Here is a 25095-nt window from a genome sequence, read left to right as displayed (position 1 = left end):
CCTTGGGAGCCCTGTTAATGTCCGCAGGTCGGGCGAACATCACTTGCTTGATGTCAACAATATATTACCAACATCAAATTTTGTGATGAATTCACCTAAAATTATTGCAATTTAATTAATTCAATTTGTTAAACGACCATCTTTGTGCATCCGTACCGTTATCATTCCATTGCTGGATTGCAGCTCCATCCGCCGTTGAAGAGCTCGAAACATCTACCGCCAATCCATTCACCTTGGAAATGATTTTATAGAAACCGTTACCCGCATCCTGGATGCTCCACCTTTGGGCGTTAGAGCCATTATCATCCCATTGCTGGAGCTGTACGCCGGGTGATGCTGTTGAGTTAGGCACATCCAGAACTTTTCCGCTGTGAACCGCCGTGAGTTTATAGAAACCATCCCCTGTGCTGTCGACCCTGAACGTTTGGTTGCTCGCACTGTAGTTGGTCCATTGTTGTACTTTGGCTCCGCTTGCCGTGGATACATCCACAATATCCAACACTTTACCGCTTGCTTTGGAACCGATCGTATAGAGACCCCCGCTGACAATGTTCGGTGTACTCGCTGCTTGATATACCCGCACATAATCCACCAGCATTTGTGATGGGAAAGGTGTCGCATTATTAGGGCTGCCAGGCCAATTCCCACCCACAGCCATATTCAAGAGGAGGAAAAACGGACGTTGGAACTCCTCCGTGTTGCCTGTTCCATTTTCGATGTAAAACTCATTGAACTGTTTGCCATCCACAAACCATCTTATATATTTGGAATCCCATTCAATGCTGTATACATGAAATTGGGAAAAATCAAGATTCTCCGATATCTTTCCATAATCGGCATGCCCGTTAGCATCCCAGTGTACGGTACCGTTTACAAAAGCATTGTTGTTGACCCGCTCCATAATGTCGATCTCTCCGCTCTTAGGCCAGCCGACGGAATTAATGTTGCTTCCCAACATCCAAAAAGCAGGCCACAGCCCCTGACCGGACGGCAGCTTGATGCGTGCTTCAACTTTCCCGTAAGTAAAATCCTTCAAGCCTTGGGTTTTGATTCGTGCGGAGGTATAGCTGCTGCCATTGTAATTTTCTTTGCGTGCAGTGATGACCAGATTGCCACCTGTAACTTGCAGGTTCTCGGTGCGATTCGTATAATACTGCAATTCATTATTTCCCCATCCGCCGCTGCCGGTACCAATCTCTGCAGACCAATTCGACGTATTCAGAGAACTTCCATTGAATTCGTCACTCCACACCAGATTCCAATTGGTCGCTGCGTTTGTCGTCGTGCCAGGCAGTAAAGCGATTAGGAAACTGAACAGCACCAGCGTACTTACGATTTTTCTTTTTCTCAACAATCTTTTCCCTCCCCATATTAACGGACTGATTCTGAACGGGGATACCCCATTTTTCTCAATCCGTAACAACGTTTACATTAAATGTATTCTGTCTGCAACTGGATTATTTCTAACAGCGAACAGGATATTCCATGGACAAGACGGCATTTGAAGTATTTTATCAGGCCTGTGCGAATGAACGGTTCATACCTTGTGACCTTTAATATATTAGGGACATGGCAAATGGTTTGTTCTCAACGTGAGGAAGGAGTAAGCGGTATGAGCAGGCAAGTAATCATTAATGCGGATGATTTCGGGCTGTCGCCCGGCGTTAATCAGGGGATTATTCAAGCATATCAGGCTGGTGGAATTACGAGTACTTCGATGATGGTGAATATGCCGGGCTTTGATCATGCACTGAGTTTAGCCCGATCGCTGCCGGACCTCGGAATCGGATTGCATTTTAACCTGACTTACGGGAGACCCGTATCCGATCCGGCCATCGTGCCTTCTTTGGTGAATCCTGACGGTGCTTTTCATCAAGGCCAGTGTGGATTAATACGAGATTTCACTGATATTACCAAAGAACTCGATGCTCAATGGAACGTTTTGGCTCAAGCGTCACTTTCCCCTACACATCTCGATTCCCATCAGCTGCTTCATCAAAACGATCCCATCATATTCCAAATCATGGCGGAGAAAGCTGTCCGGGAAAACATCCCGCTTCGGCGATCTCAGGTCCGGCATGCAAGCCCTATGCCAGCCCCTCGGATGACGGATACGATTCTGCTGGATACTTACGGAGATCATGAGGGTTTGCAGCGATTGCTACAACATTTATCTAAGCTCCCAGATGGCATTACCGAGATTGTATGTCATCCCGGATATGTCGATGGTGCTCTGCGTGAAATTTCCAACTGGCTGGACATCCGCGAGCATGAGCTTGCAGTATTTGTCAATCAGGATGTTCCCCGAACGATACAGGCTCTGGGCATTATGCCAATAAACTACAGAGCCGTGATGGATACCACGGAAGAACCATGCGAACTGCCACCAATACAAATGACATCACTTCTCAAACCAGTAGAAAAAAGACGGCCTCGTCATGTGCGGCAGCGCTTGTTGAAGCGGCAGCGTTTGGCGAAAGTACATCGCTTGTCCAAAAAACGAAGAACACTCCGTCGATCTTCTTCAACCCGTAAACGAGTGTAATCCATTACAGAATCGCACAAAGAATAGGACTATAACCAGTACATATTACTGTTGGTTATAGCCCTTCGATCTCATCTCTTAATCCAGTTCTAATTTAAATACGACGGGTGAGAAGCTATGCACGTTCCTTGTCGTTATCGTCAAGGACTCTTCCGTCCTGCTCCATTCCGGTTCTTCGTCAAAGCCCAATACCTGAATGTCCCTGATCAGTCCATGGAAATGATGAGAATTCTCCTTCAGCGAACGAATATGAACGATTCCGTTCTCCGGGTAAGCCATAACCGTGGCATAAAGGCAGCTTTCTTTTACAGTGAAACGAATGTCTTCACTTGTGAAGATCTTGGTCTCTCCATCTGTAAATTGTCCTTCCTTCACCTCGGTCGGCCCTTCCCCATACGTCCGCCAGAATGTCGTGTCATAAATCGCCTCGCCATTCACTTCTAGCCATTGACCTATGGCAAGCAAAATATCCCTGTCTTCATTCGGGATACTTCCATCTGCCTTTGGTCCAACATTCAGCAGCAGGCTGCCATTTTTACTCACAATATCGACGAGGTCCCTGATGATCTCATCCGCTGTTTTATAGTTGTTGTTTTCTGTATAACACCATGAATTCTTTGCTACAGCGGTATCTGTTTGCCAGAAATACGGTTTCAGATCGGCGAATTGCCCACGCTCCACATCCGGAACGGCACAACCGAGCATAAAGGCATCATGTTTGTAGTTAATCGCTACGGGAATGCCCCACTCTTGACCTTTGTTATAGTAGTAGGCGCTGAACTTTTTCAAGTAAGGTTTGAACGCTGCCGTCTGGATCCACCAGTCAAAATAAAAAATGCTCGGCTGGTATTGATCCACCAGTTCACAGCAACGAAGCATCCAATCTTCCAGATATTCATCCGTTGGAGGTGAGCCGTATAAATCCTGATGATCCGGTTCAGGCATGGCGGGCCAGTAGAAATCACCTCGTCTGAGCGGCTCCTTGACATCTGAATCGAAGCTTTTTCCATGGGACATGAAAAACCAATGTTCAGCACGGTGTGACGAGACACACAAAGTAAGTCCCTGCTTCTCATACGCGACCTTCATCTCACCCAACAGATCCCGTTTGGGTCCCATTTCAACTGTGTTATAGTGAGAGATGGAGCTTTTGTACATTTGAAAGCCATCATGGTGCTCAGCTACAGGCATCACATAACGGGCTCCTGCCTTTTTAAAAAGCACGGCCCACTCATCTGCGTCAAACTTCTCTGCAAGAAACATCGGAATAAAATCTTTATAGCCAAAATCCTTCGGATGACCATAAACGCGAAGGTGATGTTCATAAGCTTTGGAGCCCTCAATATACATATTTCGTGAATACCATTCACTGTCATAAGCCGGGATCGAGTACAGACCCCAATGAATGAAAATACCGAACTTGGCGTTCTTGTACCACTCGGGAACCTCGAATGCGCTAAGTGAATTCCAGCTGTCCTTATACTTTCCTTCGGCAATGGTCTTTTCGATCTGTTGCAAATATTCATTTTTATCCAGCATTGTTCTCATTCGATTCTCATCCCTTCCGTTATCGGCTGCACTTGTATTGTAGTAGCTGGTTGAGCAGATAGACATGCAGAACGTTAACTTTAGGATGGACAATAATAACCTTTGTAGGGAGTTGAGGATAATGAACCATAAGACGTTGCTCACAAACCACTTATCCAATCTGCAGGTTGATTTGTTCATGGTCAACTTCAATCGCTGCGATACGGATTGGCGAGACCTCGATTACACACCCGATTACAGCAAATTTTATTTGATCTGTGAAGGCGAGGGCTGGCTCAAGATCGGCGATCAGGAGTATTATCCTGCACCGGGACAGCTTTTTTTGATGCCAGAGGGGGTCACGCAGTCTTATTCTGCCATCAGTGATCGTCCTTTTCTCAAATACTGGTGTCATTTCAGCGCAAAGGTTGGAGGCATCAACCTATTTCAAATTCTGAATTTCCCCCACTTCTGTTCATCGGATCGGCCCGAGCTGATACAGGAAATATTCAACAGCATTCTTGATTACGCCCGATCCGATGAAGTCTATGCGCATATGATGGCAAAAAGTAAATTAATAGAATTGTTGTCCCACTACATTATGCATCTGGATCTGGAACAGATCTGTTATACAAATATACCTGTTATGGAGAAAATATCTGCAATACTGGCCTATATTGATTCCAACATTGAAGAAAATATTTCTGTCCGGGATCTGGCTCAGATTGCCTACATGCATCCAAATTATTTCATTCGTTTCTTCAAACAGCACATCGGCGTTCCCCCCATCCACTACATTGCCAGCAAAAAAATGGATAAGGCAAAAGAACTTCTGACCTGTACACCAAAAACAGTCACAGCAATTGCCGAGCACCTTGGATTTAGTGACTTATATTACTTCTCAAGGCAATTTAAAAAGCATACAGGTCTGAATCCAACGGAGTATCGCAAACAAATCATGGTATGAGGAACACCAAATCTAGCGATCCAAAGAGTATAGACTCACTGGATGCAATATAAAAAGGCGATACTCAGAGTTAATTCTCTGAGTATCGCCTTTTTTCACTACAACATTATTTTCCTTGGTTAATCAAAATGGACAAAGCACTTTTGGATTCGAGTTGGAAACTTAACAATTCTTCTTCTCTTAGCTGAACCTGCACATTTCCTGTCTCTTCTCCGTCATTGAAAAGCACGAGAGCAATCGAACCATCCGTATTTTTGAAGGCTACGGAACGAATGGATGCCTCATTGGAGGACGAGTCAATGCGTACGGCTTTAGGACGAATCAATGCACTGAAATGAGCCAGAGCATAATAGTCCAGTGTATAGGTAAGCTCTTTCGTTTGCTGGTTAACCTTCACAATGCCGCGGCACGTACTTTTCCCGAAGCCAGGAACGGTAGGACCGTTGTTCTCATCCAGTGCCATATTCCAGAGCACAAAAGATTTGCTGTAATTGCGAAGAATCTCAATACCCGTTCTGATCACATTGGAGAAAGCTTGTTCGAATGGAGGGATCCATTCTCCTCCTGATCCTTCGGTGAAGTGTACCTCTTTACCGGCAACAGCTTCATACACCTTTGTTTGTGCCGAGGCTTCGCCCCCATACCAGTGCCAAGCGACTCCATCTACCTCTTCTGCCGCCTCATCAAGTACTGTCAGCGGGTAATCCGGACGATCCCAGTTGTGATCATAACAGAGGATTTTGGACTGAATGTCATTTCTGACCAAAGCCGGCTTGAGATGATTTTTGATAAAGTCTGCTTGCGCTTCAGCTGGCATCAACATGCCTGGATAATGACCTGGTTCATAAAGTGCTTCATTCTGTGGTGTTACTGCATGGATAGGCAATCCATGTGATGTGTAGGCTTGGATATATTTCACAAAGTATTCTGCATACGCCGGATACCACTCATTTTTCAGTTGACCTGTAATCATCGAGCCGCTTGTTTTCATCCAGCCCGGAGCGCTCCAAGGTGAAGCGAATAGCTTCAGCTCAGGATTGAGCTCCAAAGCCTTTTGAGTCAAAGGAATAACATCCGCTTCATCATGTGCAATGCTGAACCCGGATAATTCCGGGTCCGTTTGATTTTCTGGCAGATCATTATAGCTGTATACCGTTCTGGCATAGTCTGAAGCTCCCATCGGATTGCGGATGACCGACAATCCAATGCCTTCCTCGGGATGGAACAACCGAGTCATGACTTCCGCTCTCTGCTCATCACTTAATACCTGGTTAATCAGATAGGCAGATGAGTCGGTAAAAGAAGCCCCAAAACCATCCATTTCCTGATACGTTTGCTGATCATCTAGAAGGATAGTCGTTGTTTCCTTGGCGGAGTCCTGCGATTTCAATTGATCCTGGGACACAGATACAAACAATGCATCTTCTCCCGTGGATTTGTACATTTTGAATTTCGTCATATGCTTTCCCTCCACATTCCTCTTATTGGATACCCAATTTCTCTTTATTCTGTTTCATTTTCTCACTACGGACCTTCAGGATATCATCCCAACGGTTTTCACCTAAAAATGACTTGTAAGCGGCGAGCGCATTGTCAAAAGAGGCATCATCTTTGGCACGTACCATGCTTACCAGGGTTGAATTCCACTTGGCGTTGATCGCCGACAACGCACGTGCTTCAGGTGTTCCTTGATTCGGACTAATATTCTCCAGAATGAAGTGTGGTTTCAGTTTGCCTTTGCCCCACTCTTGCATTTGTTTAATCGCTTCCGGGAAAGCATCTGCACTCAGTGCTTTGTAACGGTCATGGCCAAAGAACATGAATTCGCCCATCCGGTATTCCTTCTTGAATTTGTCCGCATTATGAAGTTGCAGGTCTTTCACAGCTGGCATCAACTCAACCGTACCATCTGCATTCTTTTTATACGTCTCGCCTTCAATACCATAGTTCATCAGAAGCTGACCTTCTTCACTTAGCAGGTACGTAAAGATTTGAATCGCTTTGGCTGGATCTTTGGCGTCCTTGGAGATGAAGTTGATCATCCAGCCTGTAATACCGGATTGATTAAGTGTCGGTGCATTACCTTTGGTGCTTTGTGGTCCATCAACGGCAACATACTCTTTGCCTTCATTGGCACTCAGATAAATTTGCAGATTTCCTCCCTGTTGAGGTGTACCATCCAGCAGCATCGTTGCATATTTTCCGGATTTCACTTTTTCCTCAAAGGCCGTACCATCATCAGCAAAGCTGTCATCACTGATATTTCCGTCTCTGTATACCTTATTTAAAGTCTTCAGCCATGTAAGATAATCTTCATCCTGATTGCGATCATAGAATTCTCCATTTGCAGTTTCAAGCGGCACGCCAATGAAGTCTTGCAACACGTCTCCGAGTGAACCTGTTCCTTCACCGATAGAGTTAAAACCAAATGGAATCAGCGTTGGGAACTTTTCCTTGATCTGTTTCATCACACTTTCGAATTCCTCTGGTGTTCCCATGACAGGACTTCCCAAAGCTTCGTATACATCTTTACGGATGATAAATGCCGTTTTGGCTGGGATGTTGCCGCTATCATAATCGGCTTGCGTATTGGAGTAGTTTGGATAGCCATACGTCTTGCCATCAGCCTGCTGGAACCAGTTCAGGGTATCGGCAGCTGCGACTTTGTTGAAGTATGGATCATATTTCTCCGCAAGATCATTCAGCGGCATAGCCCAGGTTGCGGCTTTTTGCACCACAGGAGAGTTAGAGTCAAATACTGTCAGCAGGTCAGGCATATCTCCACCGGCAAAGAACGTATTTAACTTCGTGTCATCACCTGTAATGAATTTGATATTGATGTTCAGATCTTCCTTGATCTTTTTGGTTACAATGTCTTTGCCGAAATCCGTGTTCCACCAGTCGGCATTAACGTACCAAGTTAGGTCTGTAGCTTCTTCCTTTTTATCCAGCTGCCAAGCTGGTTTTTCCGGATCGACTGTATAGCGATCTTCAATGGAAACCCAGTTCCCTTCGCTCGAACCCCCTGATCCACTACTGCAGCCTGTAATCATGATCACCGCTGTCAGCAAAGCCGCGCACAGTTTAACTCCTTTTTTGCCTGCTGCCTTATTCATCTTGAACATATTGTTTCCTCCTTAAAGTTAGGTGAGAAATATTGAATAGAGCGAACTTTCGAACAAGCTTAGATTCCTCTTACTCCTTGACTGCTCCCAGCATCATACCCGAGATAAAGTATCTTTGAAGGATAGGATAGATCAGTATGATCGGCAGAGTAGTAATAACAATCGTAGCCAGTTGCACCCCTTTAGTCGTTGTTTCAATGACTGCCGAGCCACCCACATTTTGCATGGATTGCGTTTGGGACTGAACAATAATCTCGTACAGCATCATCTGCAGCGGATACAGTGACTGATCGGTAATGTACAACTTAGTTGTCATAAAGTCATTCCATTGCCCTACTCCATTGAACAATGCAATAGTTGCCATCGCTGGCATGGACAGCGGGATGAAGATTTTGAGGAAAATATGCCAGTCTCCTGCACCATCGATTTTGGCTGACTCCTCCAGGGAATCCGGTACATTCCGGAAGAAATTCATCAGAATGACGACATCATAGAAGCTGAACAATGCCGGAATAATGTACACCCAGAAGCTGTTGAGCAGGCCAAGTGATTTGATCAATAAGTACGTTGGGATCATTCCGCCAGAGAAGAACATCGTGATAACTCCCATGGCTACGTACAGTTTACGGCCACGTATGTGCTTTTTGCTCAGACCGTAACCGACCATGGCACAGAAGAATACGTGTGTAACGACTCCGATTGTTGTTTTGGAAACGGAGATGAAGAACGCTTGCCAGATGTTCGAATCGTTGAATACGGCTCTATAATTCTCCAGCGAGAACTCCGGTGACCAGAAGATGAACCCGCCTTCCGCCAAAGCCTTGCCCGAGCTAAAAGAAGAGATAATGACATTCCAGAGCGGAACCACAATAACGACAGTACAAATAGCGAGTAAAATAATATTTAAGGTATCAAAGATCCGACTATCGAGATCTTCTTTAGCCACCTTTCCATTCACACGGGATGCCTCCTTCTACAGCACAGATTGATTATCGTTTAATTTGCTTGTAATTTTGTTCGCGGTGACCAACAGAATAACGGACACGATCGAGACGCCCAGACCAACCGCGGTAGCATACGAAAAGTCACCCTGTGACATCCCCATACGATATACATACGAATTGATAACTTCTGCCTTGTCACGGTTTTGCGAGTTCATCAGAACGAGCGTCTGGTCCAGATTGGAACCAAGTAAACCGCTTACAGTAAGAATCAGATTAAGGCTAATGATTGACTTCATGTTAGGCAATGTGATATTCCAAATTTGTCTGAGACGGCTTGCACCATCAATTTTGGCTGCCTCGTAATACGTAGGATCAATCTTGGACATAATCGCCAAATACAGAATCGTTCCCCAGCCGGCCTCTTTCCAAATATCGGATAAAACTGCAATCCACCAATACTTGCCTGCATCCAGCAAAATGTTCTGCGGTTGCGAGATCACTCCCAAGCTGAGTAGCAGCTGATTAAACAATCCCGTTGTTGAAAACCAGGTAATCAGCATGCCGCCCAATACAATCCAGGACAGAAAGTGAGGTAGATATGAAATCGTTTGCACGAACTTTTTGAAACGTCCGCTGTTTAATTCATAGATCATGATCGCCAGGATAATGGGAATGACAAACCCGATACCCAATTTCAAAAAGCTGATCCCCAGCGTATTCACTACGGCATCCCAGAAGTATTTGTCTGACATAATGATTCTGAAATTTTCCAAACCGACCCATGGTGCGCTAGACAGCGTATCAATAACGGTGTAATTTTTGAATGCAATCGTCAATCCGTATATCGGAATGTAACAAAAAATAATCATAAAAATGATGCCGGGTATAATCATCGATTGAATTTCCCATTGTCTTCGATAATCGATGACGAACTCTTTCATTCTTTGTCCGATTGGCTTCCTTCCCCCCGGTCTTACAGGCTTTTTACCGGTTGACGACGTCTCTACGGCTAATTTACTCACGCTCTTTTTCTCCCCTCCAACTTAAGCATTTCCTCATAAAAACGTTTTTATTTTATGACAAAAAAACCCCCTATTATCAAATCTATAATTAAAAAAGACCGGAAATGATTGAATCAGTTATGTTAAAAAATCACTCCGGTCCATCTTCACATGACTTGAGCCCCGTATGATAAGTTCACCCGCCAGTTTTTGTGAAACCCCATGTTCCTTCTTCTTGATCATGCGAACCAGGTGATTGATCGCCAGGATACCCTGCCTTGCAATCTGGTTTCGTACGGTACTTAATGGCGGGGAAAAATATTGGGCAATATCAATATCATCGAAGCCTACTACACTTACATCTTGAGGAACCTCGAAGCCATGAGACTTCAACGCATGGATGCAGCCGATTGCACTCACATCATTTCCTGCAAGAAAAGCATCAGGCAGCTTGGCAGGATGCAGATGAAGAAAAGATTTTACAGCACTGTAGGTGCCCTCTTCCTCAAAATATCCCTGTAAGATGTAATCATCATCCAACGGAAGCTGGTACTCACGCAAAGCGGCCAAATATCCATCTCTACGCTGATTACTGTCAAACATGGTGTCCACGCCGGATATGTAAGCAATTTTCTTGTGCCCCAGTCCAATTAAATACTTGGTTGCTTCGTAACCCGCTACATAAGAGTCAAATATGACGCTTCCCATAGTATCGCTCTGATAGACCCGATCCAGAAACACAGCCTTAATCTTGTCTTTCTCCATAGCGACAATATCCTGCTCATCAATCCGCAGTTCTTCGTAGATGATAACGCCATCCACACGCCGTCCCAGAATATTACTCATAATGACCTGCTTATCCTTGGTCACAAACACATTCAGCCCGTAGCCCAGACGATCGCATTCGCGAGACATGGATTCAACCAGCTTATAAAAGTATGGACCCGACACACTTGTGGTGAAAAAACCCAGCATTTTGGTTTGCCCGGATTTTAGCAGCTTGCCGTTCAAGTTGGGAACGTAGTTTAAACGCTCTGCCACCTTCAGGACATGTGATTTGGTCTCTGGGTTTAAGACATCCACGCCGTTCAAGGCGTTGGAAACCGTAGAAATGGATACCCCGGCTTCCCTTGCAACATCTTTAATTGTAATCTTTCCCATAATTTTTTGGTCCTTTGCTATAAAAACGTTTTTATATATTTTAAATTAGCATAAAACCGTTTTCAATACAACACTTATTCACTGATTTTTTTTGCTACTCATTTATTTACGATTTTTGGCATGGTACAAGATACTACGAAAGTATACGTGTAGAGACTAACTATGCGGAAGGAAGATGATAATGGCCTTTATTGAAAGGTATGCGATAAATGAAAATGGTGCAGTGACTTTCACAGGCAATACGCTTGGACTTAGCCGCTCTGAAACTGTTGGTGTTCCCGGGACAGTTGACAGCATCGGGGCTTATATTACGACGGATACCACACAGCAGTTTGGAACATATCCACCAGGAACAACGAATCTTTTTCAGAACAACAGCTCCTCTGCTGTACTACAAATCCCCGCAGGCAGCAGCATCCTGTATGCCGAATTAATCTGGGGGGGTACATACATTGACAATACGGAGAACAATTCCGCCTTTATCAATGATGCTGTACAGTTTACAACTCCAGCAAGTCAGACCAGTGTTTTTCCGGACCCGGCAACCAGTTTTGAAGTCATCTTGTCCACCGCTTCTGGATTCCCCACAACCTATGCCTATGTTCGTTCTGCAAACGTTACAAGTCTAATCTCTGCTGGAGGAGCAGGAACCTATACGACCAGTGGAGTAGTTGGAACACTGTCCATACCCGATCCGACCTCCAACCATGCGGGCTGGACACTTGCGGTAGTGTACCAAAATGCTGCCTTGCCTTTGAGAAACATGTCCATTCGAGTGAATGCCGATGTCATTCTTTCCACTTCGGGTCCTGTCAACATGATTATTGATGGATTTGCCACACCATTCATGGGTCCACTGGCAGGTCGGGCACAATTCAGTACACAGGAGGGTGATGCGAACAAGACCGGGGATCAGGCTCGTTTTGGACCGACCATTGCCACTGTGACGAATCTGTCAGGTCCGAACAACTTCTCCGACAACTTCTTCGCTTCACAGATCAATGATGATGCCGGAAACCTTGATACCTCTGGTACGTTCGGGACAAGGAATCAGATCAATGGAACCCCTGGTACAAACATCGTTGGTGGTCGTCAAGGCTGGGATATTACGAACGTGGACGTCGGATTTACATTGCTCAATACACAGACTCAAGCTGCCTTCCAGCTTACAACGAATGGAGACGGCTATCTTGTTGACGGCAACGGATTACAGATCGATATCAACCTCCCTGCCCTTAATGCCGTCAAAAGTGCCAACGTAACTGATGCTGTCGTCGGAGATACGGTAACATATACCATTATCATCTCTAATACTTCATTGGTTAATGCAACGAACGTTATGTTCTTTGACAACATTCCTGCAGGAAGCTCCTTCGTAACGAATAGCATCACACTCAATGGGGTTTCACTGCCGGGTACAGATCCGGTAACCGGATTTCCGATTGGAGATCTCAACTCGGGAACCTCCGCTACCGTGACCTTCCAGGTATTGGTCACATCCGTACCTGTACCGGCTCAGTTGTTTAACCAAGCCAGAGTCGGTTATACTGCCCCTACCGTACCCGATGGTCCGATTATTAATACTGCGGTTACCTCCAATGCAGTGGTGGTTCCCATCTATGAACCCAATGTGGCTATTGTCAAAAGCGCAGACACAACCAATGCTCTTGTCGGAGATACAGTTACCTACACGTTGGTCGTAACCAATACGGGAAATATTGATGCCACAACAACCGTCCTAGACAATATACCAGACGGTTCCGTCTTTGTACCGGGCAGCGTAACCGTCAATGGTGTTTCTCAACCAGCTTCTGACCCTGTTGCAGGAATACCTATTGGTCCGGTTGCACCCAACGCAACCTCTACAGTCACTTTCCAGGTAAGTGTTGTTAGTCAGCCAGCTGGATTGCAATTGGTCAATCAGGGAACAGCCTCCTATACCTTTCAGCCACCAGATGGCCGTGTAATTCCCGGATCTGTTACATCTAACACGGTTGTCATCCCTGTCTCGCTACCTATGTTGAGTGTTGTGAAATCAACTGCTGCTACAGATGCAGTGGTTGGTGATACCGTTACCTATTCCTTTACAGTTACCAATCAGGATGCCAGCAGCATTACCAACGCTGTACTGACCGATAACATTCCAACGGGTTCCTCGTTTCTAACTGGAAGTGTCACGTTAAATGGTGTACCCCAGCCTACAGCAGATCCTGTTTCTGGTATCTCTGTCGGTACTCTCTTGCCTGGTGCATCAGCCACAGTCACTTTCAGTGTTCAGGTAAATACCCTGCCCTCACCACCTCAACTAACAGATCAGGCCCAGGTGAGCTTCGACAGCGGTACCTTTAGCGGAGTTTCCTTTTCCAATATGGTCATCATTCCTGTGTTCCAGGCCATTATAGCCGTTGCTAAGGCTGCTACACCTACGTTTGCTGTAGTCGGGGAAGCCGTGACCTTTCAGTTTACCGTGACCAATTCAGGAAATATTGGCGCAACAACCACATTAACGGACATCATTCCGCCAGATGCCACCTTTGTTGCCGGAAGTGTACTCGTAAATAGCCTTCCGGTCCCTCTTGCCGATCCGAATGCCGGCATTTCTCTAGGCCTCGTACCGACAGGTAGCTCGACCCTGGTCAGTTTTCAAGTCGTAATTACATCATTACCGGCTTCGTTTCAGATTGTTAACCAAGGTAATGCCAGCTTCACCTTCACTCCACCGGACGGCCGCATTATTCCTGGCAGCAGCAGTTCCAATCTAGTCGTTATTCCCATTTCGGCAGACAATCTGACCGTAGTCAAAACAGCAAGTGAGCTCCAAGCCGTTATTGGGGATATTGTCACATACACGCTAGTTGTTCAGAATAATGATCCGGTTGACGCAACCAATGTCAGTCTCACAGACCCTATTCCTGTTGCTTCTGTTCTGGTTCCGGACAGCGTAACGGTGAACGGTGCATCTCTCCCAGGAGTCGATCCTAGCACAGGGGTCCCTATCGGAACAATTCCAGCCAACGGCTCTGCAACTGTCACGTTCCAGGTCAGTGTGGTCGGAACAGCTCCGCCGGTTCCTTTTCCCCTGTTCCTGGTTGACCAGGCCACCGTTACGTTTACAACCGGAGAATTCACTGGAACGGCCTTATCCAATATCGTCAATGTCCGGGTGTTTGAACCCGTCATTGCGCTGGTAAAATCAGCTGTCCCATCGACTGCTGTTGTGGGTGATATTATTGCGTATACCGTTTTAGTGTCCAATGGCGGTAACTATAACGCTGACGTTATCCTGGTTGACCCATTACCGGCAGGAGAGGCTTTTGTACCGAATAGTGTGCTGATCAGTGGTAACCGTTGGAGCAGTGCCAACCCAATAACCGGAATTAACTTGGGAACGATCCAGCCCAATTTTCCGGTGACGGTTACTTTTCTAGCCACAGTGACATCCGTGCCAACTCCACCCGAGCTTGTCAATCAGGCTACTGGAGATTACACCTATACTCTTCCTGACGGGCGGATCATTCCGGGTTCATCCTTGTCCAATACGGTGACGGTTCCCGTGTCCGAACCGGGGGTTCTGTCCCTTGCCAAATCAGCTGATGTTACCGCCGCGGCCCCAGGAGATATTATTACGTATACGCTGCTCGTTCAGAATCCTACAGAATTGCTGGCAACATCCGTCTTTCTTACGGACCCGATTCCGGCTGGGTCAAGTTTTGTGCCTGACAGCCTCACCCTGAATGGTGTAGCTCAACCTGGGGTTAATCCCTCCACAGGTGTAAGTATCGGCACTATAGGTGCAGGCAGCTCTACGACAGTGACGTTCCAGGTCAACGTCAATGCACTTACACCGCAGCCTGTGACCCAGACGTTAACCAATCAGGGCACCGTTACCTTTGCCATAAACGGAGTAAGTGGAAGTTCACCGTCCAATGTCGTTTCCATTCCTGTCTATAATCCTGTCATTACCCTTCTTAAATCCGGTACCCCCGATGCCGTAGATCTTGGAAATACCGTGTTCTATCAGCTTGTTGTTCAAAATACAGGCAATATTGCAGCCGATGTAACCGTTATTGATCCAATTCCACCTGAATCATTCTTTATCCCTGGATCTTTAACCGTAAACGGAGTGGAAATAAGCGATAATCCGGTTAGTGGTATTCCATTGGGGGAAGTGGCACCAGGTGAAACATTCACGATTAACTTTCAGGTAAATATTCTGTCATTCCCATCGAATAATCAGGTTGTGAACACAGCGATAGTCAATTATAATTTCACTCTTCCTGATGGCAATGTCATTTCCAATTCTGTGGAGTCCGATTCAGTCACTACTTTTATCAGCGATCCTCTTCTGGAAATTGTCAAATCTGCTTTGCCGAGTCAGGTCGTCCCGGGAGAAACGATTACGTTCTCCTTCCTGCTGACGAATGGTAACAATGTCCCGTTTAGTTCCATTATATTTACGGATCGAATCCCTGAAGCAACTACTTTTGTTAATAACAGTGTTACGATCAGAGATGTGAGTGTACCCGGAGTCAATCCGATTAATGGATTTGAGGTAGATAATATCGCACCCTTATCCGCGATTCCTATCACCTTCCAAGTCATTGTGAATCAAGGAATTACATTGGCTCAGATCACCAATCAGGCCAGTGTTTCCTATACATTGGGCGAGGTTTCATTTAACGTTCTGTCCAATGTCGTTCTCATGCAGGTGATTTTCCCAGTTCCACCAGTACCGCCAGTACCACCCGGGCCTCCTGAGCCTCCAACGCCGCCGTTACCACCTGTTAATCCGACTACACCAACAACGCCTGGTTCTTCACAACCGTCCACCCCATCCGTTCCTTCCATACCAATCTCAGCACCTGTGATTCCTGTCCAGAAGACGGCAAGCAAAAGCATTGTTGAGGTAGGAGAAAGCGTTGATTATGTGGTCCTCATTCAGAATACGAGTGCATTTGCAGCCAAAAATCTGGTTCTCACGGATCAACTGCAATCTGGCGTTACTTTGGTTTCTGGTAGTGTCACAATACAGGGTATTGCTCAACATAATTGTAGTTTGGCGAGTGGAGTCTCCTTGGGTGATCTGCTGCCAGGAACATCGGTGGAGGTTGGATACACAGCCATAATCAAACATCAGCCATCCAACGGAAAGGTCATGAATCAGGCTACAGTCTCCCTTTCCTTTGTTCTTCCAGACGGCAGTTTAATTCCCATTACGCTGGCTTCCAACAAGGTTATCGTCACTGTTGTTGAGGCCGAAGAGTAAAATTCAATCTCTTTTCTTTTTCCGCTTTGGTGATCGCATATTGCTTTTGCGTCCGGACTTTAAACGACGGTTAACTGTCGTGCCTACACTCCTCTTACTGCGTTGCGGTAAGGGGAGTTTTTTCTCTGGTATTTCACGCTTCTCTTGCCCTAATGTGGGAGACAAGTGTTCCAGATAAAAGGGCTTCTCCAGTCCTTCCTGATCCTGATATTGAATTCTTTGCTCTTTGATGTAATCCGGCTCCTCCAGCAGTTCGCTTGATTGGTATCCAGCAACTTCGGCATCTGAAATCGACTGCTTTACAACAAGGAGATGATACATAATCTGATAAGCTACATTCAGTTGGGAGTGTCGTAACAGTTCCAGTTCCGTTTCATTGTATAAACCGTGATAGGAAGGGAAATAGAAAAACTCCATGTTGAGCAACCTGAAATCGATAGGGGATTCTACTGTCTCCTCCTGAAGCTGCAGGCGATCTGAACTATACAAAGGTGACTTGTCATCATGTATTTCATTGACCTGAGAAGTCCAGAATTGGGGCATGTATTCATTAAACAACTGCTTGAAATGGGGATTAACCATATGTGAGGTTACATGTGCATAGGGGGCTACGATACAGACAATCGCTTTGTGTGTACTAATCCTGTATATTTCCTCCATCACCTGCTGCAAATGATCAACATATTGCAAGCTGTGTGAACACATCACAAATGTGGCACAGTTATCATCAATCGGGAGGGGCGAATTGATATCGTGAACAATGTTAGTCGTGGGATATGCTATTCGATCAATTCCCGTACAATTTTGGTGTTTATTTTTTCCGCTACCCAAATCGATTCTCAATCCGCTCACTTCTTCCTCATACAATTTAATACTGTATTTTATTCCAAAGTGGGACTACGTGTATAAGCGTTCACCCTATGTTCATGGCATATTATGCAAAAAAAGCAGCTCATATATGAGCTGCCGATAATCATGCTTCTAATTCCCCGTTCTGGGTGTACATACGATAAATTTGTTGTACCTGCTCTTCCAATCGATCAAAGCGAACAAAACGATCGGCTCGAATATACTCCTTCTGCTCCACCAACATAATCATCGTGGGAACTGTGAAAATAAGAAACCTGGACGCCACCTCTTCTACTTGGTTAGCATTGATGTGGGCCAAGTGCACCATTGGATACGGTTCAAGTAACTCCCTAATCTTAGGGAGTAAGGCGTGACATACACTGCACTCTGGCCGTGATACGTACAAAAAAACCAATTCATGTTGCTTAATCATTTCTTCGATCATTTCTATGGATGTTAAAGTATGGAGCTCTTTCATAGGGGTCATCCCTTTCGGTCAGTTGGCAACTATAGTTAAACTATAGTTTATCACGAATGATTGACTGTACAAATCTCGCACTCACCTAAACATTTTCTTTTCAAACACAGCCTATCTGCATTAAAATGAAGTTGGAAGATCATCCCATATGAAAAGAGGTTATTGTATGAAAAAATCATTTGTTTTTCTGCTTACTGCCCTGATTGCTGTTATCTCCTTCTCCGCGTATGCACCTGCATCTGCATCTGATGCCTCTGGTGATATTGGAGTTAGCCTGCTATCCGATCGTCAATCAGGCACAGTAAAATAAGCGTTCGCACTCTTTCCAAGAAAGAATTTGTACAGAAAATCAGCAGGCGGCCAGTTCGGATAACATCCGGGTTGGTCGCCTGCTGTCATTGTCATTGTTCTTTTCAGCAATCTTTACTTCCAATCCCTCTTGCGAAGATAGGATTCGAATACAAATGTTCCAAAAGGCAATAAGCCTGCTACCAATCCCATGAACCAGCGTGAAGCTTTCCACTTCTTCACAACTGCCAAATGCACAAGTGTAATCAGATATAGCGGAAAAAGAATACCGTGAATCATACCCATAATCATTACTGGGGAAGACATATCGGCTAAATATTTTAGCGGCATGGCTATAAAAATCAACAGCAGCAATGATATACCTTCCCAAATGCCTGCAATTCTAAATCGACCCGTCACTGTCTTCATCCTGTTCAATCTCACCTTTCCAGCGGCTAGTTTGTGAAATGTGTAACTTGTTAAAACATGTTTCAACTTGAAGCCACATCATCTATAATAATGCAGCTTCTCTTGAAACGTCTTGTTCAGTATACCGCATGGTTCAGGTCCGGAAATGCTTCAATTTTGAATAATTAATGACTGAACTATCCGTGAATGAAATGTTGAGTTTTAAATTCAAAAATCGCATCAACAGCATAATGATATCCGCCTGATTTTCGAAAGGATTCCCTCAAATTCGCAGCAGCTTTCTCAAAAGAAGGAACGCTCAACACATGATCCACAGCTTCACGCAGCTGACTGGCAGTCAAGGTTTGCATTTGTAAGCTGATACCTGCTCCTCTACTAACAACCTGCTCAGCGATGATCGGCTGATCGGCGCTTTGAGGGAGTATAATGAGGGGAACCCCATAATATAAACCTTCATTGGTACTGTTCATCCCGCCATGTGTAATAAATAATTTAGCGGACTGCAATACATCCATTTGTGGAACATAACGTTTAACCATAAAATTCCCCGGAATTTCTCCCAGATCCGTAATTTGTGTTCTATCCCCTACAGACATGACGATTGTATGATCGGTATTCCCCAATGCTTCCAAGCAAAGCTTATAGAAATCAAGAGCTTGGTTAAAAATTGTACCCAGTGAAATGTAAATAGGTCTTTTCCCTTTAATTGCTGTCAGGTCGAAGTCTTCATGCGTTAATCGCGAGAAGATGGACGGACCTACAAAATGATACGTGTGGTCGAATGCATCTCCATAAGGCTGAAATTCCCTTGTTGTATATACGATGGTAAGCGGCGCGGGATTGCAAAACACTTCGTAGGGAGAAGCAATCTCCACATCATATTTTTCCTGTAACCTGATCGTCAGGCTATGGAATGTATCGTTTATAGGTTGGGCGATTTCGGTAGGAACATTTAAGAAAAAGTGTTGCATCAAATGATCGAAAGATTCTTCATTCTGCGCAAAAGAAGTGCATGAATTAATTGCAGGCAGCTTCAGAATTTGCGCAAGTAAACGTCCGCAGCCAAACATGGAATCATGGATGATGTAGTCAAAATGTTCACCCTTAATCTGTTCAAGCACGCTCGGAATGACGATATCTGCCGTAAGTAAAAGACCGTTGACTCGCTCGAGCACATAATCTCTGCCACCTGAGACAAAGGCTTTAATGAATTTTTGACCGTCAAAGGTTCGGACTATAGCCCCCGTCTTTTCCATACGTTCCCGATAAGCTTCTATAGTGAAGTACACGACCTCTTCCCCGCGTGAAATAAGCTCTTGCACGACGCCAATTGTTGGATTGACATGACCCTCTGATCCACCGTTAATAAATAAAACACGTGCCATAACGATCCCTCCTTTGCTATGCTACGTTCTCTAAAAGGTGTAAGAATTCGTATGCAATGATGTGCTTTTCCCCAAAAAAATTTAGGTGGTTGCACGTTCTATCAGTTGAAATTCCAATTGCTGAGGCTGTAGCTCCTGCTTGCCAAGGACGGCCCATAATCGATGAAAGGCCTGCGTAGCTTGTTCTGCAATTGGATTATGTATGGTTGTTATTCCAAGTACACGCGACAACTCAATGTCATCGAAACCAACAATAGCAAGTTGTTCAGGAACTTGTATATTCTGTTTGCGTGCTTCGGACCAGATTCCAATTGCTGCATAATCATTCGAACATAACACCGCTTGAGGAAGTTCTGGCCCACTTGCCATTCTTCGCATCGCCTCTTCTCCGTCAGATGAGCTGAACACGGAATATTGATAAGCTTCACGCAATACAGGCAGACCCTTATCTGCCATAAATGATTCATAGGCTTCCCGCCGACTCTGAGTATTCAGGCTTTCTGCTCTGCCAAAGGCATTGGCAATGCGGGTATAGCCTTTGGACACCAGATGTTCAAGAGCTAGCCTGTAGCCTTGCGCCTGGTCCATAGCCACTGACGGAATTTCGTCATCTCCCATCCGCTGCCAAGATACAATCGGACCATACTCGCAGTAGGCTTTCAGTTTGTCTGGATGATTGACACAGGTCATAATCACCAGTCCATCTACTCGTTTACTCCGCAGATCCTCGAACGCCTGCAATTCAATCTCTTTATCTCCACGCGAAGTATAGATCAGGGTCTGGAATCCATAATCCATCGCTGTATCAATGAATTGATTCATGAACGTAATAATAATTTCGTTGGTTGCGGATGTGACAATTCCAATTTGCTTGGTCTGTCCGGTAGATAACGAAACGGCATTTCGGTTCGGGATATAGTTGAGCTGTTTCATGATTTGCGTTATTTTCTGCCGGGCCTCGTCACTCACATGTGGTGAATGATTAATTACTCTGGACACCGTGGCCTTCGAGTAGCCGGACAGCTTCATAATTTCATCGAACTTGGACACATGAAGTCTCCTTTCTTGCTGACTTTCTATGATGATTTACAGTTTGCCTCAAAATAAATAAAAAGTAAAACTTGACGTGTAACCCGTTCCAACGATTAAGCTTTTTTTATGCAGTGCTGCTGTATGTAATATTCACAATGAATTCATAACGATTGGAGCGATACACATGACTCATTCTCAACATCCATCATTTCATTTCCCTGAAAACTTTATGTGGGGTGGTGCGATTGCCGCCAACCAGGCTGAAGGTGCATATAATCTAGGTGGCAAAGGTTTGTCCACTCAGGATGTGGCTCCCAAAGGTATCATGGGTCCCATTACTGAAGAACCGACTGAAGATAACATGAAACTGATCGGGATTGACCTCTACCACCGTTATAAAGAAGACGTGAAGCTGTTCGCTGAGATGGGATTCAAGGTATTCCGTACTTCCATCGCCTGGTCCCGTATTTTCCCTAAAGGCGATGAGCTGGAACCCAATGAAGAAGGCCTTCAATTCTATGATGATCTCTTTGACGAGTGTCTTAAATACGGAATCGAACCACTGGTCACCCTTTCCCACTACGAGACACCTCTCCATCTCTCCAAGGAATATGATGGCTGGGTTAATCGGAAGATGGTCGGCTTCTACGAGCGTTATGTGACTGCTGTATTTAAACGTTATCAAAATAAAGTGAAATACTGGCTCACGTTCAACGAAATCAATTCGATTTTGGAAGCACCATTCATGAGCGGTGGGATCTACACACCAAAAGAGAAATTGAGCAAGCAGGATCTTTATCAGGCAATACACCATGAGTTTGTAGCCAGTGCTTCTGCTGTGAAACTCTGTCATGAGATCATTCCAACTGCACAGATTGGTTGTATGATGCTCAGTATGCCGACCTATCCACTAACACCGAATCCCGATGACATGATTAAAGTGATGGAATTCGAACACAGCAATTATTTCTTCGGAGATGTACATGTGAGAGGCCGCTATCCTGGATACATGAAACGTTACTTCCGTGAAAATGGAATCCAGATTCAGATGGAAGATGGTGACGAAGACATGTTGCTCCATACCGTCGACTTCATTTCTTTCAGCTATTACATGAGTATCTGCCAAACGGCTGATCCGGATAAACAAGTTGCAGGTGAAGGTAACCTGCTTGGAGGTATACCTAACCCTTACTTGCCTGCAAGTGAATGGGGATGGCAGATCGATCCGCAAGGACTGCGTTATGTTTTGAATATGTTCTATGACCGTTATCAGAAACCACTCTTTATTGTGGAAAATGGGTTGGGCGCTGTGGACGAGCTTATTACCGGATCTGATGGTGAAAAGACAGTTGAAGATGACTATCGCATTCAGTACTTGAATGATCATCTTGTTCAGGTCGGGGAAGCCATTGAAGACGGCGTTGAAGTTATGGGATATACGTCCTGGGGATGTATTGATGTGGTCAGTGCTTCGTCAGCACAATTGAAAAAGCGTTATGGTTATATCTATGTTGATCGCCATGACGATGGTTCAGGTACACTCGAACGGTATCGCAAAAAGTCGTTCCACTGGTACAAAGATGTCATCGGCAGTAATGGCAAAAGCCTGAAACGCTAAGAATGGATACACCTGGAGCAGGTACATTCCTGCTCTCCCCCAGCAGAAAACAAGGACATGCATTGGTATACGATGTGATGATGTATTGTTTTCTGCTGAGGGATTTTTATTAATATGGGAGTCCCGTCTTCAGTTGAATTGGACCAGGTCCGGTTCCAACGATTTCAACGTTAACCATCTCATCCCTGCTTCAAAGTCTTCCTGGAAGGAATCGATCAGAATGATGTCAGGATAAGATGGCATCGACAGATCGCCTTGATACATTTGCCACGCTTGAACCACTGCATCTTCTTCAACCATCTTCTGGTAAATCACAACCTGGTCTGGAGCAAGAATCGCATTTACCATTTGAATCATTTTGCATACCGTTGCAATAAACGCTTCCTTTTCCACTGTATCATACCAATCAATTCTCATAGGAAGGTATTTGACTTCCCCGGCCATGCCACGTTTTCCTTTGATCACTTTACCGTCCACATAAATGCCCATGCCTGGAGGATATTTGGTTGGAAAATAAATTCCGATGACACACTGATCCTCGTCTAACTCTTTTTTTGCGCAATATCCGCTAATTGCAGCGTTCACATCATTTTCCACCATGACTGGTAATCCGAACTGTGCTTCAAGATCTTCAATCATGCGGACACCTTCTAACTGCCGGTGACTGCTCACCGTAATTTCTCCATTCACGGTTTGCCCCGGAATACCGATACCGATGACTTTAATGGAAGCATGTTGAGCCAGTACGTTCCCAATGATTTCATAGAAGTGTGTCTGGTCAAAGGCGGGCATCGTATATTCTTCTCTGAACACCATGTTATCCTCTAAGTTAATGACAGTGGCTGTGATCAGATCCTGCCCCTGCTTTTCGTTGATATACATGACCAAAGCCAAGCTAAAATCGTAATTATATCTGTAGGTTAATGCAGGTCTCCCCCCGTTGGAAGGTACTGTCTCGTCCTCAAACAGTTCACCCAGTTCACACAACTCTTTGACCAGTGAATTGACGGTTACTACACTGAGCTTGGTCAAGGAGGCCAGTTGTGGCTTCGTTGCTGTTTCTACCCGTTTCATGACCTGGCGTACATGGTTTATATTAATTTCTTTCATCAAATACGCGTTCGCTATTTTCATAAGCACCCCTACTCCATAGTTTCTTCTCCAATGTAGTAACTATACAATATCTCCAAAGGGTTTAAAAACACCCGATGAAAAAACATCGGGCATTCTGAGGGTTCGTATACATTTGTGTTAGCTTCTTCTATACTTCGTTTTGTCTGCTTCCGTTATTTTGCGAATCACTCTGCATGGATTACCCGCAGCAATTACATCCGAAGGAATGTCTCTGGTAACTACACTTCCTGCACCGATGATTGTGTTATCTCCAATGGTCACACCCGCAAGCACAGTCACGCCGCCACCAATCCATACATTATTGCCCACTGTGATCGGACCTACAATTTCAAGCCCTTCGTTACGTTGTTCCACATCATAAGGATGACCAGCAGTGTAGAATCCACAGTTCGGAGCAACAAAAACGTTGTCACCAAACCGGATTTTAGCTCCATCCAGCATAACTATATTATGATTGCTATAGAAGTTCTCGCCAATTTCAATGTTATAGCCGTAATCACATACAAATGGCTGCTCGATGAGGAAACGATCCGTCGTTTTTCCAAGCAACTTTTTGATCAATACTTCTCTCTCAGTGATCTTACCTGGGTGAAGTTGATTATACTCGTAACAAAGTCCCTTCGCGTACAACCGCTCATCAATTAATTCTTTGTCGTAATTCGCATTATACAGTAGTCCCAGTTGTGATTTCTCTTTTTCTGTCATGAATTCTTATGCCTCCAACTCTTCTGTCCAAAATGAATAGATTAAAGCTCTATCTCTCTAATGATTCTAGCAGGATTTCCACCAACAATCATGTTATCCGGGACATCTTTTGTGACTACCGCACCGGAAGCAATAACGACATTGTTACCAATGGTGACCCCTGGATTAATGACTGCCCTGCCTCCGATCCATACATTATTCCCTATGGTTACTGGCTTGCCATATTCTGCACCTGTTATCCGTTCAAATGGATTCAAGGGATGAGTAGCGGTATATATGTGAACATCAGGTCCCATTAAACAGTTATCCCCAATGCGCACTTCACATACGTCAAGTATCGTACAGTTAAAGTTGGTATAGAAATGCTCTCCAACATGAATGTTGTAACCATAGTCAAAATGAATATTCGGTTCCATGCTCAGGTGATCACCCGTTGATCCTAATAGCTCTTTTAATAGCTTTGTACGGAGCGCACCATCTGTTTCTGTGGTCTGATTGTACATGCGTGTCATTTTTCTTGCATATTCCCGGTCTTGAGACAATTGGGGATCGGAAGCCAAGTACAGCTCACCATCGATCATTTTTTGTTTTTCCGATTTTGTTGTAATACTGCTCATGATTGTTTCCCCTTTACGTCTATA

General features: G+C 44.9%; 20 protein-coding genes. 5 read left to right on the top strand and 15 right to left on the bottom strand.

The features are described from left to right. Positions 1–115: 115 nt before the first annotated feature. Complete coding sequence (locus tag BLS14_RS04140) at positions 116–1354, bottom strand: RICIN domain-containing protein (protein ID WP_063563599.1); 1239 nt, start codon at positions 1352–1354, stop codon at positions 116–118. Positions 1355–1612: 258 nt separating this feature from the next. Between BLS14_RS04140 and BLS14_RS04135 the strand changes: the two genes are divergently transcribed. Then, positions 1613–2545, top strand: a complete 933-nt coding sequence (locus tag BLS14_RS04135) for a carbohydrate deacetylase (RefSeq protein WP_176854332.1) — start codon at positions 1613–1615, stop codon at positions 2543–2545. Positions 2546–2623: 78 nt separating this feature from the next. Here BLS14_RS04135 and BLS14_RS04130 read toward each other — a convergent pair whose 3' ends face one another. Next, the gene (locus BLS14_RS04130; RefSeq protein WP_371121422.1) at positions 2624–4084 is read right to left on the bottom strand and encodes an alpha-L-fucosidase; all 1461 of its coding nucleotides are present in this window, start codon (positions 4082–4084) and stop codon (positions 2624–2626) included. A gap of 130 nt (positions 4085–4214) precedes the next feature. Here BLS14_RS04130 and BLS14_RS04125 point away from each other — a divergent pair, with 130 nt between their 5' ends. After that, a complete protein-coding gene (locus tag BLS14_RS04125; RefSeq protein WP_090949661.1) occupies positions 4215–5039 on the top strand; it encodes an AraC family transcriptional regulator in 825 nt (274 codons plus the stop codon). 106 nt (positions 5040–5145) lie between these two features. Here the strand turns inward: BLS14_RS04125 and BLS14_RS04120 are convergent, their stop codons facing one another. The 5 genes from BLS14_RS04120 to BLS14_RS04100 all read right to left on the bottom strand — a co-directional run bounded on the left by BLS14_RS04120 (position 5146) and on the right by BLS14_RS04100 (position 11270). After that, entirely contained in the window at positions 5146–6498 is a 1353-nt protein-coding gene (locus BLS14_RS04120) for a glycoside hydrolase family 30 protein (RefSeq protein ID WP_090949658.1), read from the bottom strand. 22 nt (positions 6499–6520) lie between these two features. Then, entirely contained in the window at positions 6521–8164 is a 1644-nt protein-coding gene (locus tag BLS14_RS04115; protein ID WP_072732697.1) for a type 2 periplasmic-binding domain-containing protein, read from the bottom strand. Positions 8165–8234: 70 nt separating this feature from the next. After that, positions 8235–9122, bottom strand: a complete 888-nt coding sequence (locus BLS14_RS04110; RefSeq protein ID WP_063563591.1) for a carbohydrate ABC transporter permease — start codon at positions 9120–9122, stop codon at positions 8235–8237. 15 nt (positions 9123–9137) lie between these two features. Further along, the gene (locus tag BLS14_RS04105; protein ID WP_052016450.1) at positions 9138–10049 is read right to left on the bottom strand and encodes an ABC transporter permease; all 912 of its coding nucleotides are present in this window, start codon (positions 10047–10049) and stop codon (positions 9138–9140) included. 198 nt (positions 10050–10247) lie between these two features. Further along, the gene (locus tag BLS14_RS04100) at positions 10248–11270 is read right to left on the bottom strand and encodes a LacI family DNA-binding transcriptional regulator (protein ID WP_063563590.1); all 1023 of its coding nucleotides are present in this window, start codon (positions 11268–11270) and stop codon (positions 10248–10250) included. 181 nt (positions 11271–11451) lie between these two features. Here BLS14_RS04100 and BLS14_RS04095 point away from each other — a divergent pair, with 181 nt between their 5' ends. Then, positions 11452–16536 carry a DUF11 domain-containing protein gene (locus tag BLS14_RS04095; protein WP_090949656.1) on the top strand — a complete coding sequence of 1695 codons (5085 nt, stop codon included), beginning with the start codon at positions 11452–11454 and terminating at the stop codon, positions 16534–16536. A gap of 3 nt (positions 16537–16539) precedes the next feature. Here the strand turns inward: BLS14_RS04095 and BLS14_RS04090 are convergent, their stop codons facing one another. Beyond that, positions 16540–17388: a methyltransferase domain-containing protein gene (locus BLS14_RS04090; RefSeq protein ID WP_176854330.1), complete on the bottom strand. Its 849-nt coding sequence runs from the start codon at positions 17386–17388 to the stop codon at positions 16540–16542. Between the two features lie 121 nt (positions 17389–17509). After that, on the bottom strand, positions 17510–17818 hold the full coding sequence (locus BLS14_RS04085) for a thioredoxin family protein (RefSeq protein WP_306454171.1): 309 nt from the start codon (positions 17816–17818) through the stop codon (positions 17510–17512). 211 nt (positions 17819–18029) lie between these two features. Between BLS14_RS04085 and BLS14_RS32450 the strand changes: the two genes are divergently transcribed. Continuing rightward, the gene (locus BLS14_RS32450; RefSeq protein ID WP_176854328.1) at positions 18030–18173 is read left to right on the top strand and encodes a hypothetical protein; all 144 of its coding nucleotides are present in this window, start codon (positions 18030–18032) and stop codon (positions 18171–18173) included. Positions 18174–18286: 113 nt separating this feature from the next. Here the strand turns inward: BLS14_RS32450 and BLS14_RS04080 are convergent, their stop codons facing one another. The 3 genes from BLS14_RS04080 to BLS14_RS04070 all read right to left on the bottom strand — a co-directional run bounded on the left by BLS14_RS04080 (position 18287) and on the right by BLS14_RS04070 (position 21015). Beyond that, a complete protein-coding gene (locus BLS14_RS04080; protein WP_090806051.1) occupies positions 18287–18580 on the bottom strand; it encodes a DUF3817 domain-containing protein in 294 nt (97 codons plus the stop codon). A 176-nt stretch (positions 18581–18756) separates the two neighbouring features. Then, positions 18757–19965: a macrolide family glycosyltransferase gene (locus BLS14_RS04075; RefSeq protein WP_090949654.1), complete on the bottom strand. Its 1209-nt coding sequence runs from the start codon at positions 19963–19965 to the stop codon at positions 18757–18759. Between the two features lie 81 nt (positions 19966–20046). Continuing rightward, a complete protein-coding gene (locus tag BLS14_RS04070) occupies positions 20047–21015 on the bottom strand; it encodes a LacI family DNA-binding transcriptional regulator (RefSeq protein WP_063563584.1) in 969 nt (322 codons plus the stop codon). A 166-nt stretch (positions 21016–21181) separates the two neighbouring features. Between BLS14_RS04070 and BLS14_RS04065 the strand changes: the two genes are divergently transcribed. Then, positions 21182–22615 (top strand): glycoside hydrolase family 1 protein, encoded by a 1434-nt coding sequence (locus tag BLS14_RS04065; protein ID WP_063563583.1) that lies wholly within the window; start codon positions 21182–21184, stop codon positions 22613–22615. A gap of 129 nt (positions 22616–22744) precedes the next feature. On the opposite strand, the gene BLS14_RS04060 is transcribed toward BLS14_RS04065, so the two are convergent. The 3 genes from BLS14_RS04060 to BLS14_RS04050 form a co-directional block, all read right to left on the bottom strand. Further along, positions 22745–23749 carry an ROK family protein gene (locus BLS14_RS04060; protein WP_090949651.1) on the bottom strand — a complete coding sequence of 335 codons (1005 nt, stop codon included), beginning with the start codon at positions 23747–23749 and terminating at the stop codon, positions 22745–22747. Positions 23750–23866: 117 nt separating this feature from the next. Then, entirely contained in the window at positions 23867–24454 is a 588-nt protein-coding gene (locus tag BLS14_RS04055) for a sugar O-acetyltransferase (RefSeq protein ID WP_072732690.1), read from the bottom strand. A 41-nt stretch (positions 24455–24495) separates the two neighbouring features. After that, positions 24496–25071, bottom strand: a complete 576-nt coding sequence (locus BLS14_RS04050; RefSeq protein WP_176854325.1) for a sugar O-acetyltransferase — start codon at positions 25069–25071, stop codon at positions 24496–24498. Between the last annotated feature and the right edge of the window lie 24 nt (positions 25072–25095).

Source organism: Paenibacillus sp. OK060, from assembly GCF_900101205.1.
In the GTDB taxonomy this organism is placed as follows: domain Bacteria; phylum Bacillota; class Bacilli; order Paenibacillales; family Paenibacillaceae; genus Paenibacillus; species Paenibacillus marchantiae.
This window is presented reverse-complemented; position numbering and strand designations above follow the sequence as displayed.